This window comes from Bradyrhizobium sp. USDA 4461, from assembly GCF_054055655.1.
The window spans coordinates 8,149,180-8,164,782 of sequence record NZ_JBSRXM010000001.1 but is presented as its reverse complement, the minus strand read 5'-3'; the positions used below and the strand labels follow the sequence as shown (position 1 = coordinate 8,164,782).

At 65.6% G+C, this 15,603-nt stretch carries 11 protein-coding genes and 1 pseudogene; 10 read left to right on the top strand and 2 right to left on the bottom strand.

All coding sequences use genetic code 11. The features are described from left to right. Positions 1–60: 60 nt before the first annotated feature. The 4 genes from ACVINW_RS38205 (at position 61) to ACVINW_RS38190 (ending at position 6,005) form a co-directional block, all read left to right on the top strand. Complete coding sequence (locus ACVINW_RS38205) at positions 61–2,262, top strand: amylo-alpha-1,6-glucosidase (protein ID WP_456756071.1); 2,202 nt, start codon at positions 61–63, stop codon at positions 2,260–2,262. A gap of 41 nt (positions 2,263–2,303) precedes the next feature. Next, positions 2,304–2,822: a PRC-barrel domain-containing protein gene (locus tag ACVINW_RS38200; RefSeq protein WP_456756070.1), complete on the top strand. Its 519-nt coding sequence runs from the start codon at positions 2,304–2,306 to the stop codon at positions 2,820–2,822. A gap of 88 nt (positions 2,823–2,910) precedes the next feature. Then, entirely contained in the window at positions 2,911–4,149 is a 1,239-nt protein-coding gene (locus tag ACVINW_RS38195) for an MFS transporter (protein WP_456756069.1), read from the top strand. Positions 4,150–4,379: 230 nt separating this feature from the next. Next, a complete protein-coding gene (locus ACVINW_RS38190; protein ID WP_456756068.1) occupies positions 4,380–6,005 on the top strand; it encodes a L,D-transpeptidase family protein in 1,626 nt (541 codons plus the stop codon). A gap of 81 nt (positions 6,006–6,086) precedes the next feature. Here the strand turns inward: ACVINW_RS38190 and ACVINW_RS38185 are convergent, their stop codons facing one another. Both ACVINW_RS38185 and glgA read right to left on the bottom strand, forming a co-directional pair. Continuing rightward, positions 6,087–7,145 (bottom strand): class I SAM-dependent methyltransferase, encoded by a 1,059-nt coding sequence (locus ACVINW_RS38185; protein WP_456756067.1) that lies wholly within the window; start codon positions 7,143–7,145, stop codon positions 6,087–6,089. 217 nt (positions 7,146–7,362) lie between these two features. Continuing rightward, complete coding sequence (gene glgA / locus ACVINW_RS38180) at positions 7,363–8,796, bottom strand: glycogen synthase GlgA (protein WP_456756066.1); 1,434 nt, start codon at positions 8,794–8,796, stop codon at positions 7,363–7,365. A gap of 282 nt (positions 8,797–9,078) precedes the next feature. Between glgA and ACVINW_RS38175 the strand changes: the two are divergent. The 6 genes and pseudogenes from ACVINW_RS38175 to ACVINW_RS38150 all read left to right on the top strand — a co-directional run bounded on the left by ACVINW_RS38175 (position 9,079) and on the right by ACVINW_RS38150 (position 15,596). Further along, positions 9,079–10,183 (top strand): annotated as a pseudogene (locus ACVINW_RS38175) (CaiB/BaiF CoA transferase family protein). Positions 10,184–10,299: 116 nt separating this feature from the next. After that, positions 10,300–11,841, top strand: coding sequence for an ABC transporter substrate-binding protein (locus ACVINW_RS38170; RefSeq protein WP_456756065.1), 1,542 nt, complete (start codon positions 10,300–10,302; stop codon positions 11,839–11,841). A gap of 6 nt (positions 11,842–11,847) precedes the next feature. Further along, complete coding sequence (locus tag ACVINW_RS38165) at positions 11,848–12,798, top strand: ABC transporter permease (protein WP_456756064.1); 951 nt, start codon at positions 11,848–11,850, stop codon at positions 12,796–12,798. Then, positions 12,785–13,651 (top strand): ABC transporter permease, encoded by an 867-nt coding sequence (locus ACVINW_RS38160; RefSeq protein WP_456756063.1) that lies wholly within the window; start codon positions 12,785–12,787, stop codon positions 13,649–13,651. Before ACVINW_RS38165 ends, ACVINW_RS38160 begins: the two co-directional genes overlap by 14 nt. Next, positions 13,648–14,631, top strand: a complete 984-nt coding sequence (locus ACVINW_RS38155; protein WP_456756062.1) for an ABC transporter ATP-binding protein — start codon at positions 13,648–13,650, stop codon at positions 14,629–14,631. The genes ACVINW_RS38160 and ACVINW_RS38155 overlap by 4 nt, the downstream gene beginning before the upstream one ends. Further along, positions 14,628–15,596, top strand: a complete 969-nt coding sequence (locus ACVINW_RS38150; protein WP_456756061.1) for an ABC transporter ATP-binding protein — start codon at positions 14,628–14,630, stop codon at positions 15,594–15,596. The genes ACVINW_RS38155 and ACVINW_RS38150 overlap by 4 nt, the downstream gene beginning before the upstream one ends. Positions 15,597–15,603: the final 7 nt, after the last annotated feature.

Below are 15,603 nucleotides of genomic sequence, written 5' to 3'. Positions count from 1 at the left end.
GGTGCGTTCGTTCGAACCGAGAGTCGAGACTCGAGCCAAGCAAGGTCGCCAGAGGTTCAGATGGCAGCTGACGTCGTTACGCAGATCATCACCGGTCGCATCACCGAGCACGTCGCCGAATCGCCGTTCTACATTCCGATGACCGGGCCCGCGGCACGGCCGCGGCGCTCGCTCAAGCACGACGACACCTTCATCGTGCTCGACAGCCATGGCGACATCGGCGCCTCCGCCGGCGGTCCCGACGGCCTGTTCAACGCCGACACGCGCTACCTCGCGCGGCTCGAAATGGTGCTGGAGGACGTGCAGCCGCTGCTGCTCGGCTCCAACATGCGCGACGACAATTCGGCGCTGACGGTCGATCTGACCAATTCCGACGTCTATCGCGACGACCGCCTGACCTTGCCGAAGGATACGCTGCACATCGTGCGCTCGATCTTCCTGTGGCGCGGCACCTTCTATCAGCGCATCGGCCTGCAGAACCACGGCGATCATGCCGCGAGCTTCGATCTCGCGCTCTTGTTCGACAATGATTTCGCCGACCTGTTCGAGGTGCGCGGCGAGCGGCGGCCGCGGCGCGGCATCGGCTCGAGCAAGCTGCTCGGTCCGACCGATGTCGTGCTGGAATATTGCGGCCTCGACGAGCAGACCCGGATCACCGCGCTGCACTTCGACCCGCGACCGACACGGTTATCGGTCAACGTTGCCACCTACCATTTCGACCTCGAGCCTGCGCAGGTCACCTCGCTGTTCGTCGCGGTGTCCTGCAACAAGCCGATCATGCAGAAGCCGGTGCCGTTCTTCCGCGGGCTGTTGGCGCATCGCCGCGAGATGCGCAATTCGTCGGCCGGCGCGGCCTCGATCGAGACCTCGAACAACATCTTCAACGAGGTGCTGTGCCAGGCGATGGCCGACCTCAACATGCTGATGACGGAAACGCCGCAGGGCCGCTATCCCTATGCCGGCATTCCCTGGTATTCGACGACATTCGGCCGCGACGGGCTGATCACCGCGATGCAGATGCTGTGGGTCGACCCGCGCATCGCCAAGGGCGTGCTGAAGCGGCTGGCGCTGTTCCAGGCCAAGGCGGTCGATCCGCTGGCCGATGCTGCGCCGGGCAAGATCCTGCACGAGATGCGCGGCGGCGAGATGGCCGCGCTTCGCGAGGTGCCGTTCGCGCATTATTACGGCAGCGTCGATTCGACCCCGCTGTTCGTGCTGCTGGCCGGGCTCTATCTGGAGCGCACCGGCGACGTCGAGACGCTGCGCGAGCTGTGGCCTGCGGTCGAGGCCGGACTACAATGGATCGATGGCCCCGGCGATCCCGACCGCGACGGCTTCGTCGAATATCAGCGCGCGACCGATGAAGGGCTGCGCAATCAAGGCTGGAAGGATTCCTTCGACGCCATCTTCCACGCCGACGGCACGCTGGCCGAGGGCAATATCGCGCTGGCGGAAGTGCAGGGCTATGTGTTCGCCGGCAAGCAGCTTGCCGCGCGCGCGGCGCGGACCCTTGGGTTCGCCGACAAAGCGGCGAGGCTGGATGCCGAGGCCGAGCGGCTGCGCGAGCGCTTCGAGGCGGCATTCTGGTGCGAGGAGCTCGGCACCTATGCGCTGGCGCTCGACGGCGCTAAGCAGCCGTGCAGGGTGCGCACCTCGAATGCCGGACAGACATTGTTTTCCGGCATGGTGCGCGAGGACCGTGCGCGACGGGTCGCCGCCGATCTGATGAGCCAGAAATTCTTCTCGGGCTGGGGCATTCGAACCGTCGCGGCGGGCGAGGCGCGCTACAATCCGATGTCCTATCACGATGGGTCGATCTGGCCGCATGACAATGCGCTGATCGCACTTGGACTGGCCCGCTACGGCCTCAAGCATTCGGTCGCGCATCTGTTCAAGGGGCTGTTCGACGCCGCGAGCTACATGGAGTTGCGGCGGCTGCCGGAGCTGTTCTGCGGCTTCCGCCGCGAACGAAGGCGCGGCCCCGTGCTCTATCCGGTCGCCTGCGCACCGCAGGCCTGGGCGAGCGCGACGCCGTTCACGCTGCTGGAGGCGGCGCTCGGACTCGAATTCGACACCGTGCGCGGCGAGATCCGCCTGCGCGATCCGCGGCTGCCGGAATTCCTCAACGACGTGGTGCTGCGCGACCTTCGGCTCGGCGCGTCCAGTGTCGATCTGCGGCTGCGTCGCCACGGCGACGAGGTGTCGCTCGAAGTGCTGCGCACGCGCGGACAGATCCAGGTGTCGATCGTGCTGACGCATTGAGCGTTGTCGCGCGGCGGACCGGGCAATCGTGGGAGAGGTAAATGCGTCCAGGGATCATGATTATGCTGGTCGCAGCGATGCTGCTGACATGCGCAGATGTCCGTGCCGCGGACGATGCGTCGCCGGCGCCGACACCACCCTCGCCGCCGGCAGCTCAAGCGCCGCCAGCAGCTCCTGCGGCACCGAAGGAGCAGGCCAAGGAGTCACCGCCGCCGTCGGTGACCGTGATCGGCGCACGCGATGCGCACGGCATTCTGGGTCGCGACGTGCGCAGCTCCGCCAATGAGGACATGGGCCGCATCGTCGACGTCATCGTCGACCGCGACGGCAAGGTCCGCGCCGCAGTGATCGATTTCGGCGGCTTCCTCGGCGTCGGCAGCCGCAAGATCGTGGTCGATTGGAACGCGCTGCGCTTCGCCGGCGTTTCCAGCAAGAGCGACAGCATCACGCTGGATCTCAACAAGCAGCAGGTGAGCGCTGCGCCGGAATACAAGGAAGATACGCCGCTGATCGTGCTGGGCGCGGCTGGCAGTCTCCATCCATGGGACTACGAACATTAGGGGGCTCAAACTGGTCGCGCGTCCGAACTCTTCATTCGGGACGGTTGGCGACGATCGTGACGAGCGATCAGCCGGCAGCGCCAATATTGTGTCGATTGTCCCCGATCAGCCCAATGCGGAGCCGCTGCGCGGGCCGTCGCGCGAGAGCCAGCGCGGGCTCGACTGGTTCATCTTCTTCCTGGCCGATGTGCAGACCGGATTCGGTCCGTTCATCGCTGTCTATCTGACGACGCAGAAATGGACCCAGGTCGAGATCGGCTTCGTGCTCTCGATCGGCGGCATCATCGGCCTGCTCGGTCAGATGCCCGGCGGGGCGATCGTCGACGCGGCGCGCTCGGAACGGGTGGTCGCAGGCTGCGCGGTTGCCGCGATCGGATCGGCCGCGCTGGCCTACGCGCTGTGGCCGATCTTCCCCGTGGTGACGCTTGCCGCGACGCTGCACGCGCTTGCAAGCTGCGTGCTGGGACCTGCGATCGCGGCGATCAGCCTCGGCCTGGTCGGGCCGCGTGCGATCGGCGAGCGGCTTGGCCGCAACGCACGCTTCGCCTCGCTCGGCAATGGCTCGGCTGCGGCGTTGATGGGCGCTTGCGGCTATTTCTTGTCGAGCCGTTCCGTGTTCCTCGTCACCTTCATCCTGGCGATCCCGACGCTGTTGTCGCTGGCACGGATCCGCGAGCGCGAGATCGACATCGCGCAGGCGCATGGCGAGGTGAAGCGTGAAGTTCCCGACAAGCGCGCCACCAGCGTCTTCACCCTGGTGCGGCACCGGACGCTCCTGATCTTCGCCGGCGCGATGATGCTGTTCCAGCTGGCCAACGCCGCGATGCTGCCGTTGATGGCGGGCGTGGTCACCACCCGCTCGAGCCAATGGGCGCCGGTCCTGATCGCCGCCTGCATCATTGTGCCGCAGGCGATTGTCGCGTTGTGCTCGCCGTCGGTCGGCCGCAAGGCCCAGGCTTTGGGCCGGCGGCCATTGCTCCTGCTGGCCTTCGTTTCGCTGGCGATCCGCGGCCTGTTGTTCGCGACGGTGCGCGATCCCTATCTGCTGGTCATGGTGCAGATCTTCGACGGCATCACCGCGGCGATCTTCAGCGTGCTGGTGCCGCTGATCGTGGCCGACGTTGCGTTCGGCAGCGGCCATTTCAACCTGGCGCAGGGTATTGTCGGTACCGCGGTCGGCATCGGCGCATCACTCAGCACGGTGCTGGCCGGTTATGTCAGCGACAAGCTCGGCAGCAGCACCGCCTTCATGGGTCTCGCCGGCATCGCAGCGCTGGGACTACTCATGATCTGGCTGGTGATGCCGGAGACGCGGCGGGCGACATGACGGCCAGGTGCCGCTCCATTGGCGGGGCGGCTCCAGGCAGTGGATTTCGGCGGCTACGAGGCGGTTTTGGCGGCGCGGCGCCCTTCCTCCTGCATCCGCCGTCATATATGAATGGATAGCTCCCCAGGATCGAATTCGCGGCACCGCATGGAGCCGCGATTAATCAATCCAAAATCGTGATCTGGTACGGATCGGCGCAGCGCGGGCAGGCATTTCGACCGAGGAATCGCATGGTAAATCGAACGACGACGGCGCAGACCACCGGAGCGATGCGGCGTTGGGGACACCCCGCCTTTGTGACATTCGCGGCGATGGTCACATTTGCGTCACTGAGCGGCGGCGCCGCGGCAAAGCAGCAGCGTCCGGCGGCAACCGTCGAGGCGACGGCGCCGCGGACCGCGGGCGAGCCGATCATGGCGATCGTGTCGATCAAGGCCCAAAAGGTCACCTTCTACGACGCCGACGGCTGGATCTACCGCGCGCCGGTCTCGAGCGGCGTCAAGGGACGCGAGACGCCGGCGGGCGTGTTTGCGCTGGTCGAGAAGGACAAGGACCATCACTCGACCATGTACGACGATGCCTGGATGCCGAACATGCAGCGCATCACCTGGAACGGCATCGCGCTGCATGGCGGGCCGCTGCCGGGCTATGCGGCCTCGCATGGCTGCGTCCGGATGCCCTATGACTTTGCCGAGAAGCTGTTCGACAAGACCCGGATCGGGATGCGGGTGATCATCGCACCGAACGACCCGGAGCCGGTCGATTTCACCCACCCGGCGCTGTTCGTGCCCAACGCGGAGGCGATCGCGGCAGCTCCGGCACGTGCCGAGAAGCTGGCCCGCGAGGCCGCGGATGCCGCCAAGGCGGCCGACGAGGCGAAGAAGGCCTCCGCGGCCGCGGCCAAGGAAGCGGCACTGTCCACGCCGGCGGCACTGCGCAAGCTGGAGCAGATCAAGACCCGTGCCGACGCCGCGGTTGCCTTGGCCGACAAGACGCTGGCCAAGGCCAACACCGACCAGGCCAAGGCGCGCGCCGAGGATCTGAAGCAGAAGGCAGTCGCCAAGGCCGCGGAAGCGACCACGCAGTTCGAGGCGGCGCAGGGTGACGCGAAGCCGAAGCTCGATGCCGCCGCCGCCGCGAAGGAGGCCGCCAAGGCGGCCGAGACCAAGAAGGCCGACACCCAGAAGGCGGCGACCGAGGCCAAGCTCGCACTGGAGCCGGTCTCGGTCTACATCAGCCGCGCGACGCAGAAGCTTTACGTCCGGCGCAACACCCATAAGCCATGGGCCGACGGCGGCGAGGTGTTCGACTCGAGCATCGAGGTTCCGGTCACGATCCGCGATCCGGACAAGCCGATCGGCACGCACATTTATACGGCGATGGCGCGCAACGGCTCCGGCCTGCGCTGGACCCAGGTGACGATCGACGACGGAGACAACGCCAAGGATGCGCTCGACCGTATCACCATCCCGCAGGATGTGCTGGATCGCATTGCGCCGACCGCGGTGCCGCGGTCTTCGATCATCATCTCGGACGAGCCGCTGAGCGCCGAAACCAACTATCGCACCGAGTTCGTTGCCGTGCTGAGCAACCAGCCACAGGGCGGCTTCATCACGCGCAAGCCGACACCGCGGCCGGTGGATGAGGATTACCCGGTTGCCAGCAGGGACGACGACGGTTTCGGCTTCTTCTCCCAGCGCAGTTGGAATCCGCAGTCCGGCCCTCAATACGGTTATCCCCAGTACGGCAATCCTCAAGCGCCGACCCAGTACGGCAACCCGTACTATGGCAACCCGCAAGCCGCCAATCCGCGCCGGCGCGGCGGCCAGCAATACTGGCAATCGCAGGACTGGTAAGCAGGGCGCTGACGACGCAGCTGCCGCGAACTTTGAGTATTGGACGGCGGTGTGATGCCGCCGTCCGATTGCGTTGTGCAGTTACGGTCGAGCTTCCAGGATCAGATTGAATGGTGTCTCCGCCGCGCGGCGGAAGCGCGAGAAACCGCCCTGTCGTGCGACCTCGCGCAGCCTGGTCTCTCCGGCCTGCGCGCCGAGCGCGAGCCCGACCTCCTGATCCAGCGAGGCCGGCGTGCAGATCATCGTCGAGGCCGCATAGTAGACCCGCCCGATCGGATTGAGGTTGTCCTCCAGCCGGTCGTTGGCGAATGGCTCGATCAGCAGGCAGGTGCCGTCATCGGCGAGGGTGGAGCGGGTGTGCTTGAGGGCGCCGACCGGGTCGCCCATGTCGTGCAGGCAATCGAAGAAGCACACCAGGTCATAGGCGTTCGCGGGGAATGTCTTGGCGGAATGCGTCTGGAAATGGACGCGGTCCGACAATCCGGCCTCCTTGGCGGCGATCCGCGCCGCCTGGATCGAGCCGTCGTGATAGTCGAAGCCGTAAAAGGTCGATTTCGGAAACGCCTCCGCCATCAGCCGCGTCGAGACGCCGTGGCCGCAGCCGACGTCGGCGACAACGGCGCCTTGCTTCAGCTTGTCGACCACGCCCTCGAGCGCCGGCAGCCATTCCTGCACCAGATAGTGCTTGTAGCTGGTGCGGAAGAAGCGGGCGGTGCCGCAGAACAGGCACTCGTTGCGCTTGTTCCAGCCGACGCCCTTGCCGGTCTTGAACGCGTCGGTGATTTTCGGCTCGTCGAGGAAGGTCGCGCCGACAAGGCTTCCCACCGCGCCGAGGAAGACCGGGCTGTCCTCGTCGGCCAGCGCGAGCGCTTGCTCAGGCAGCATCGAGAATTTTCCGGTCGCGCTATCGTATTCGATGTAGCCGGAGGCCGCCTGTGCCGAGAGCCATTCCTGAACGTAACGCCCGGCCGTTCCCGTTGCCTTGGCCAGCGCCGCAGCGTTCATCGGTCCTTGCTGGGCGAGGGCCCTGTAGAGGCCGAGCTTGTCTCCCAGCAGCATCAGCGAGGCGTTCATCGCCGCGCCGACATCGCCGATCATCTTACCCATGAATGAATTAAGACGCTCCTCGTTGACGTCCATGATGTTCCTCCATCGCAATCGCGTTTTGTGAAAAGTTCATCATTCGCAATTTCATGCATGCGCCGTCGTCCGGGCACGCAGCCTTGGATGCAGCCTTGGATGCAGCCCTGGAGATGGACATCATCGCACGGATAGGTTCGGCGGTAGAGGCCGATTGTTACGAAGCGTCTGGGATCCCAGAGCGGCCCGACTTCACAACCTTGCGAGGCTTTGCGCCTTAGGCCGCTGCTCGCGGCATGATGAGCTTCTTATACAGCGCGCTGTAGCAGGCGGCCGACAGGCCCCAGCTGTAGGACTTGGCCATCGCGCTGGCGCGCATGGCGTTGAGGCGATCCTTGGCGCGGTAGGCGTCGAAGGCACGCCTGACACCGCCGAGGAAGGATTCCGGCGATGGTTGGGAGAACAGGAAGCCTGTCTCGCCGTCGGCGATGGTTTCCGCAAGCCCGCCGGTCTGGTGGCCGATCGGCAGCGAGCCGAAGCGCTGCGCATACATCTGGCTGAGGCCGCAGGGCTCGAAGCGCGACGGCATCAAGGTGAAATCGCTGCCGGCGAAGATCCGCCGTGCCTGTCCGTCGTTGAAGCCGATGATGACGCCGATCGCGTCCGGCCGGCGCCGGTGCGCGGCGACCAGCGCGTCCTCGATCGCGGGTTCGCCGCTGCCGGTGACGACGATCTGCCCGCCGGCCTCCAGGATCTCGTCCGCGGCCGACAGCACGAGGTCGACGCCCTTCTGATGCACGAGCCGCGCGACCAGGCCGAAAATCGGCCCGCGCGAGACCGCCAGCCCGAATTGCCGCCGGACATAATCGGCGTTGGCCTGCTTGCCCTTCCAGTCGCCGGCGCCGAACGGCTGCGCCAGCTGGGCGCAATGGCGCGGATCCCAGCTCTCGTCGATGCCGTTCAGGATGCCGGTCAGCTGGTCGGCGGCGGAGCGCACGCGCAGCAAGCCCTCCAGCCCGCAGCCGAGCTCCGCCGTGGTGATCTCCTTCGCATAGGTCGCGCTGACCGTGGTCAGGTGCGAGGCGTAGACGAGGCCGCCCTTGAGGAAGGACAGCTTGTCGTAGAACTCCAGCCCATCGATGTGGAACGAGCTTTCCGGTGCGCCGATCCGCCGCAGCGAGTCCTTCGGAAACAGGCCCTGATAGGCGAGGTTGTGGATGGTCAGGATCGATGGAATCCGCGAGTCGCGCCACGCGAGGTAGGCGGGTGTGAGTGCGGCCTGCCAATCGTTGGCGTGAACGAGGTCGGCTGCCCAATTCTTGTCCAGCGTTCCGGCTGCAAGTTCGGCAGCAGCCGAAGCAAAGCGCCCGAAGCGGATGTCGTTGTCCGGCCAGTCGCGGCCGGATTCGTCGCCATAGGGATTGCCCGGCCGGTCGTAGAGCTCCGGACACAGCAGCACGTAGACCGGCAGCCCGTCCTTGGTCGATGCGCGACCGAGCGTGCAGGCCGGCATCTCGGCAAGCGCTGCGCATTGCCCGACGATCTCAATATGCGTGAATTGCTCGACCACATCCCGGTAACCGGGAAGCATGATCCTGACGTCGCTCCATGGTCGGAGCGCCCGAGGCAGTGCGGCGGAAAAAAAAACGGCGCCGAGCCCGCCCACGCGGACGAAATCGTCCATCTCGGTCGTGACGAATAAGACCTTCAACAAGCGCCCTCGTTCCAGCCCGTGGCAGGGCTATGCAAGATCGGGTCCAATCTGCCTTTGAGTCAAATGCAAGACCGCCCGCGGTCCCGGTCTGGACGAGACGCTTTCCTGTCAGGACGGCTCACTTTAGGGTCGCGCGATGCCGAAAAACCAATGACGAACGTGGAGGAAGCCTTGCCAACGACAATAGCTGCCGACGATGAGGGGAATTTGACACGGAGTTTCGACGGCCTTCGCGTGCTCGATTTTTCGACCACGATCGCCGGACCTCATTGCACGCGGATGCTCGCCGACATGGGCGCGGAGGTGATCAAGATCGAGCCCGCCGAGGGCGAGACGATGCGGACGCGGCCGCCGGTGCGCAACCATTGCTCGACGGCGTTCGGCCAGCTCAATATCGGCAAGAACAGCCTGGTGCTCGACCTGAAGTCGCCGGCCGGCGTCGAGGCCGTGCGCCGGCTGATCGCGACTGCCGACGTGCTGGTGGAGAATTTCCGCCCCGGCGTGATGCGGCGGCTCAAGCTCGACTATGCCTCGGTCCGCGATATCAATCCGAAGCTGATCTTCTGCTCGATCTCCGGCTACGGCCAGACCGGCCCGTCGGCGGAATTGCCGGCCTATGCGCCGGTGATCCATGCCGCCTCGGGCTACGAGATGGCGCATCTCGCCTACCAGCCGGGCCGCTCGCGTCCGGACTATTGCGGCATTTATCACGCCGACGTGCTGACCGGCGTCTATGCCTTCGGCGCGATCTCGGCGGCGCTTTATCAGCGCAGCTTAAGCGGCAAGGGCCAGCACATCGACGTCTCGATGCTGGAATCGACGCTGAGCCTGACCCTGAACGAGTTGCAGTGGTCGCAATTCGAGGTCAAGCAGAGCCAGCGGCCGATGTTCGGCCCGATCGAAACCACCGACGGCTACGTGATGGTGGCGATCGCGAGCGAGAAGACGTTTCAGAATCTGATGCAGGTGATCGGCCGGCCGGAATGGGTGTCCGATCCGCGCTTTGCCAAATATTCCGATCGGCGGGACAACTGGGCGGGTTTGATGGAGGGCGTCGAGGCATGGTCGCGCGCGATCAGCACGCAGGCCTGCCTTGCCGCGCTCAATGAATATGGCGTGCCGTCGTCGGCCTATCGCACCGTGCGCGAAGGCGCTCGCCGATCCGCAAATCGCCCATCGCGGCGCGCTGGCCGAGGTCGAGGACGGCGGCGGCAGCTTCAAGGTGCTCAACCTGCCGTTCCGTATGTCCGGCGCCGCGGTCGGCGCGCGCAAGCGAATGGCGACGCTCGGCGAGCACACGCTGACCTATCTGAAGGAGATCGGCCTTTCCGACGACCAGATCGCAGGGTTCGCAGCGCAACCGGCGAAGACGGCGAGCGATTAAGCCTGCGGCTTTTCATCCGTTTTACGGTCTTGTCGCGCGCGGCGATTCCGGACAAGCTGCCGCCAACACACGACGATCCGGAACACCGGACGTCGCCCACCTGGGAGGGAGCATCGATGAAGCTGGTCGGGCGCGCGCACGCGGTGGCGCGCATATTTCTTGTGGCGGGAATAGGTGCGGCCGCATTCGCTGTACCTGCCCATGCGCAAAAGCAGGGCGGCACGCTCACCGTCGGCCAGGAGCTCGACATTCCGGGCTTCGACCCGCTCAAGGTCGGTGTCTACGACACCTCGGCCAACACCGCGGCGGCCGCGATCTTCGACACGCTGATGACGCTCGACGAGAAGGGCGAGCCGAAACCGAAGCTCGCGCTGTCCTGGGAGCATTCCGACGATTTCAAGACTTGGACCATCAAGCTGCGGCCCGGCGTCAAATTCCACGACGGTACGCCGTTCAATGCGCAGGCGGTGAAGGAGAACTTCGATCGCCAGAAGGATCCGGCCAACAAGTGCCGCTGCGCCTTCTACATTACGAGCATCAAGAGCGTGGACGTCATTGACGACCTCACGGTGCGCTACAATTTCAGCGATCCGGCGGTGAATTTCCCGGCGACGCAGTCGATCCAGAGTTCCAACAATGTGATGCAGTCGCCGACCGCCTGGAAGACCAAGGGCGACGACTACAATCGCAACCCGGTCGGCACCGGCCCTTACATCCTGAAATCCTGGACCGCCGGCGACCGCATGGTGCTGGAGAAGAACCCGGACTATTGGGACAAGGGCAAGCCCTATCTCGATCGCGTCGTCCTGAAGCCGTTGCCGGATGCGCAGTCGCGCTTTGCCTCGCTGCAATCGGGTGAGGCCGACGTCATCTGGGACGATGAGTACGACGCCGACAATATCGTCAAGGCGCAAAAGGATTCCGGCCTGACCGTGCATTCCTATGCCGGCTCCGGCGCGCAGGTCTACGCGTTCAACACCAAGGCGGCACCGTTCGACGACGTCCGCGTGCGCCAGGCGCTGGTGATGGCGCTCGACCGCAAGAAGATCTCGCAGGCCATCACCAACGGCCTGGCGCGGCCGGCCAGCAATCCCTATGGCGACGGCTCCTGGGTCAAGTGCAAGGACGACGGCGCGCTGCCGGAAGACGTCAACAAGGCCAAGGCGCTGCTCAAGGATTACGGCAAGCCGGTCGATTTCAAGATGATCGTCTCGGCGACGCCGCGCGGCCGCACTGTCGGCCAGGTGTTGCAGCAGATCTGGAAGCGGGTCGGCGCCAATATGGAGATCGAGCAGGTCGATCAGGCCACGATCGTACCGCGCGCCTTCATGCGCCAATTCCAACTGACGCCGTGGCGCATCGTCGATCTCGCCGATCCCGATCCGCAGATGTACGCCAACTTCCACACCGGCAGCCCGGTGGCACTGGCGAATTTCTCCGATCCGGAGCTCGACCGCCTGCTTGAGCATGCCCGAACCACCGCCGATGTCGCCAAGCGGACCGAGGACTATTGTGCGGTCAGCCGCCTGATCAACAAGGAGGCGATTTGGTTCTGGACTTTCCAGAACACCTATTACGCGATCTCGAGCGCGAAGGTGAAAGGCATGCCGAAGATGTTCAACGGGGTGCTCGACGTCTCCACCGCCTGGAAGGAATAGCCTTTCATGCTGTTCTTCGTCGCGCGCAGGCTCCTCTATCTGGTGCCGGTGCTGATCGCGGTTTCGGTTCTCACCTTCGTGATCGCCTCGCTGCTGCCTGGCGATCTGGCGTACGTGATCCTCGGCGACCAGGCGACGCCGGAGAACGTCGCGGCGCTGCGTCACGACATGGGGCTCGATCAGCCGATCTGGCTACGCTATCTCGGCTGGCTGTGGCACATCCTGCAAGGTGACTTCGGACGATCGTTCCGCACCGGGCAGTCCGTGTTGCAGGCGGTCAGCGAGCGCATCCCGGTCTCCTTCGAGCTGATGATCCTGGCCGAGCTGATCGGGCTTGCGATCGGCGTGCCGCTTGCGATCGCCTGCGCGGCCAAGGCAGGCTCCGCGTTCGACCGCTTCATGACCGGCTCGGCCTTCGGCATGCTGTCGGTGCCGACCTTCCTGTCGGCGATCCTCTTGATCTATCTGTTCGCGGTCGAGCTGCGGCTATTGCCGGCGACCGGCTATGTGCCATTCAGCGAGGATCCCGTCGCCAACCTGCGCTTCATGGTGCTGCCGGCGCTGACGCTCGGACTTGCGGAATGGCCGGGCATCATGCGCGTGCTGCGCTCCGACATGATCGCGGCGCTGCAGGAGGACTATATCGCGCTTGCCAAGGCCAAGGGTCTGAAGCCGTCGCGCATCCTGTTCGTGCACGCGCTGAAGCCGTCGTCGCTGACGCTCGTCACCATCACCGGCATCAATATCGGCCGCCTGATCGGCGGCGCCGTCATCGTCGAATCGATCTTCGCGTTGCCGGGCATCGGCCGTCTGCTGGTCGGCGCGATCTATACCCGCGACCTCATCATCCTGCAGGGCGTGGTGCTACTGGTCGCCGCCGGCTTCGTGATCATGAACTTCATCGTCGACATGCTCTACGCCCTGCTTGATCCGAGGATCCGTCATGGCCACGCTTGAGCTGAGCCTCGAGGAGGAGGGGACGACCCCGGTTCGTCGCCGTCAGCTCGGCACGCTGTTCTGGATCGCGGCCGGCTGGATGGTGCTGGTGTTCGCGGTCGCGATCTTCGCCGATTTGCTTCCGCTGCCGAGTCCGACCGACATGGACATGCTGGAACGGCGCGCGCCGATCTCGGCCGAGCACTGGCTCGGCACCGACGGCCTCGGCCGTGACGAGCTGTCGCGGCTGATCTACGGCGCGCGGATCTCGCTGATCGTCGGGCTCTGCGCGCCGATGATCGGCGTCACCATCGGCGGTGCGCTCGGCATGCTCGCCGGCTATTTCCGCGGCCGTTTCGAATCCTTCGTGGTCGGCAGCATGGATGTGTTGCTGGCATTTCCGCCGCTGATCCTGGCGCTTGCAGTCACCGCCTATCTCGGCCAGTCGATCTTCAACCTGACCTGCATCCTCGGCGTGCTCGGCATTCCCGCCTTCATGCGGGTGTCGCGGGCCGCGACCCTGTCGCTGGCGCGGCGCGAATTCGTCATCGCGGCGCAGGCGCTCGGCGCCACCCATGCGCGCATCCTGCTGTGCGAGCTGCTGCCCAACGTGATGCTGCCGCTGCTCGCCTTCTTCCTGCTCGGCGTTGCCGTCACCATCGTGGTCGAGGGCTCGCTGTCGTTCCTCGGCCTCGGCGTGCCGCCGCCGATCTCGAGCTGGGGCAGCATGATCGGAGAGGGCCGTGAAAGCCTCGATGTGGCGCCAATGCTCGCCTTCATTCCGGCGATCGCGATGTTCCTGACCGTGCTCGCGTTCAACCTGATCGGCGACACGATGCGGGCGCTGACCGATCCCAGGCAGGGTGCACTATGAGCGGCGTGCTGCTGTCGGTCGAGAACGCGGTGGTCGACCTGCCGACGCCGCGCGGCAATCTGCGGGCGGTGGATCATGTCGATCTCGCCGTCGGCGCCGGCAGGACGCTCGGCATCGTCGGCGAATCCGGTTGCGGCAAGACCATGCTGTCGCGCGCGATCCTGCAACTCTTGCCCAAGAAGGCGAAACTGTCGGGCAAGGTGATGTTCGACGGGCAGGATCTGACGGGATTGTCGGCCGAGAAGTTGCGCAAGCTGCGCGGCCGCTCGCTCGCGGTCGTGTTCCAGGATCCCATGACCTCGCTCAATCCGGTGCTGACCATCGGCACCCAGCTGATCGAGACCATCCAGGAGCATCTCGCGCTCGATCTGGCCCAGGCCAGGCAGCGCAGCATCGAACTTTTGGCGGCGGTCGGCATTCCCGCGCCCGAGCAGCGGCTGGCGCAGTATCCGCACCAGCTCTCCGGCGGCATGCGCCAGCGCGTCGCGATCGCGGTGGCGCTGTCCTGCGAGCCGAAGCTTTTGATCGCCGACGAGCCGACCACCGCGCTCGATGTCACGATCCAGGCCCAGATCCTCGATCTCCTGGCGCGCGAGCAGCAGCGCCGCCACATGGCGATGATCATCATCACGCATGACCTCGGCGTGGTCGCCGGCCGCACCGACGAGGTCGCGGTGATGTATGCCGGGCGCGTCGTCGAGCGTGCGCCGACGCCGGCCTTGTTCAAGCGGATGCGGATGCCCTACACCGAGGCGCTGCTGGCCGCGCTGCCGAAGCTCGACGTCGCGCCGCACACGCCGCTGCCGGCGATATCGGGGCGGCCACCGGATCCGACCCGGCCGCTCAAGGGCTGCTCGTTCTCGCCGCGCTGCCGTTATTCGGCCGGCCGTTGCGGCACGGAGAAGCCGCGGCTCAGCCCGGCGGAGACGCAAGAGCATGTCTATGCCTGCTTCCATCCGATCGCGGGGGCCGGCGCATGATGCTGCAGGCCGCATCCGATCCGCTGATGAAAGTGGAGAACCTCGTCGTCGAATATTCGGTCGGCGGAAAGACCATCCATGCCGTCTCCGACGTCAGCCTCGAGATCGCGCGCGGCGAGACGCTGGGGCTGGTCGGCGAATCCGGCTGCGGCAAGTCGACGCTCGGCCGTGCCGTGCTGCAATTGCGCCAGGCGGTCTCCGGCAAGGTATTGTTCGACGGGTACGATCTCACCAGCTTGAAGGGTGAAGCGCTGCGCCGGATGCGGCGGCGCGTGCAGTTGATCTTCCAGGACCCGATCGCCTCGCTCAATCCGCGGCGGCGGATCGGCGATATCGTCGCCGAGCCGCTGGTGATTGCCGGCATCAAGGATCCGGAAGAACGCAAGCGGCGCGTCAGTGAAGTGCTGTCGGCCGTCGGCCTCGATCCCGTGCTGGTAAGCGGGCGGCTGCCGCATGAATTCTCCGGCGGCCAGTGTCAGCGCATCTGCATCGCGCGCTCGCTGGTGCTCAATCCGGAATTCGTGATCTGCGACGAGCCGGTGTCGGCGCTCGACGTTTCGATCCGCGCCCAGATCCTCAACTTGCTGGAGGAGATGAAGGCGCGTTATGGCCTGACCCTGCTGTTCATTGCCCACGACCTCGCGGTGGTGAAGGCGGTCTCGGATCGTGTCGCGGTGATGTATCTCGGCCGGCTCTGTGAGGTCGCTCCGTCGGAGCAGCTGTTCGCGCGGCCGGCGCATCCCTATACCGCGCTGCTCATCGAAGCGATTCCGATGCCTGATCCGGATGTGCGTCCGACCCAGAGCGTGCCGGTCGGCGAGCCGCCATCACCGATCGCGCCGCCGTCCGGCTGCCGCTTCCGCACCCGCTGCCCGCGCGCAGATGCACGCTGTGCCAGTGAGGTGCCGGAACTGCGCGTGGTGGCGCCGGGCCAATACGCGGCTTGCCATCATCCGCTGGTCTGAATAGGGC

What these genes read in the sequence shown, in the direction of transcription:
- ACVINW_RS38205 (WP_456756071.1), top strand. Translation starts at nt 61, where the DNA reads ATGGCAGCTGACGTCGTTACGCAGATCATCACCGGTCGCATCACCGAG.
- ACVINW_RS38200 (WP_456756070.1), top strand. Translation starts at nt 2,304, where the DNA reads ATGCGTCCAGGGATCATGATTATGCTGGTCGCAGCGATGCTGCTGACA.
- ACVINW_RS38190 (WP_456756068.1), top strand. Translation starts at nt 4,380, where the DNA reads ATGGTAAATCGAACGACGACGGCGCAGACCACCGGAGCGATGCGGCGT.
- ACVINW_RS38185 (WP_456756067.1), bottom strand. Translation starts at nt 7,145, where the DNA reads ATGGACGTCAACGAGGAGCGTCTTAATTCATTCATGGGTAAGATGATC.
- ACVINW_RS38170 (WP_456756065.1), top strand. Translation starts at nt 10,300, where the DNA reads ATGAAGCTGGTCGGGCGCGCGCACGCGGTGGCGCGCATATTTCTTGTG.
- ACVINW_RS38165 (WP_456756064.1), top strand. Translation starts at nt 11,848, where the DNA reads ATGCTGTTCTTCGTCGCGCGCAGGCTCCTCTATCTGGTGCCGGTGCTG.
- ACVINW_RS38160 (WP_456756063.1), top strand. Translation starts at nt 12,785, where the DNA reads ATGGCCACGCTTGAGCTGAGCCTCGAGGAGGAGGGGACGACCCCGGTT.
- ACVINW_RS38155 (WP_456756062.1), top strand. Translation starts at nt 13,648, where the DNA reads ATGAGCGGCGTGCTGCTGTCGGTCGAGAACGCGGTGGTCGACCTGCCG.
- ACVINW_RS38150 (WP_456756061.1), top strand. Translation starts at nt 14,628, where the DNA reads ATGATGCTGCAGGCCGCATCCGATCCGCTGATGAAAGTGGAGAACCTC.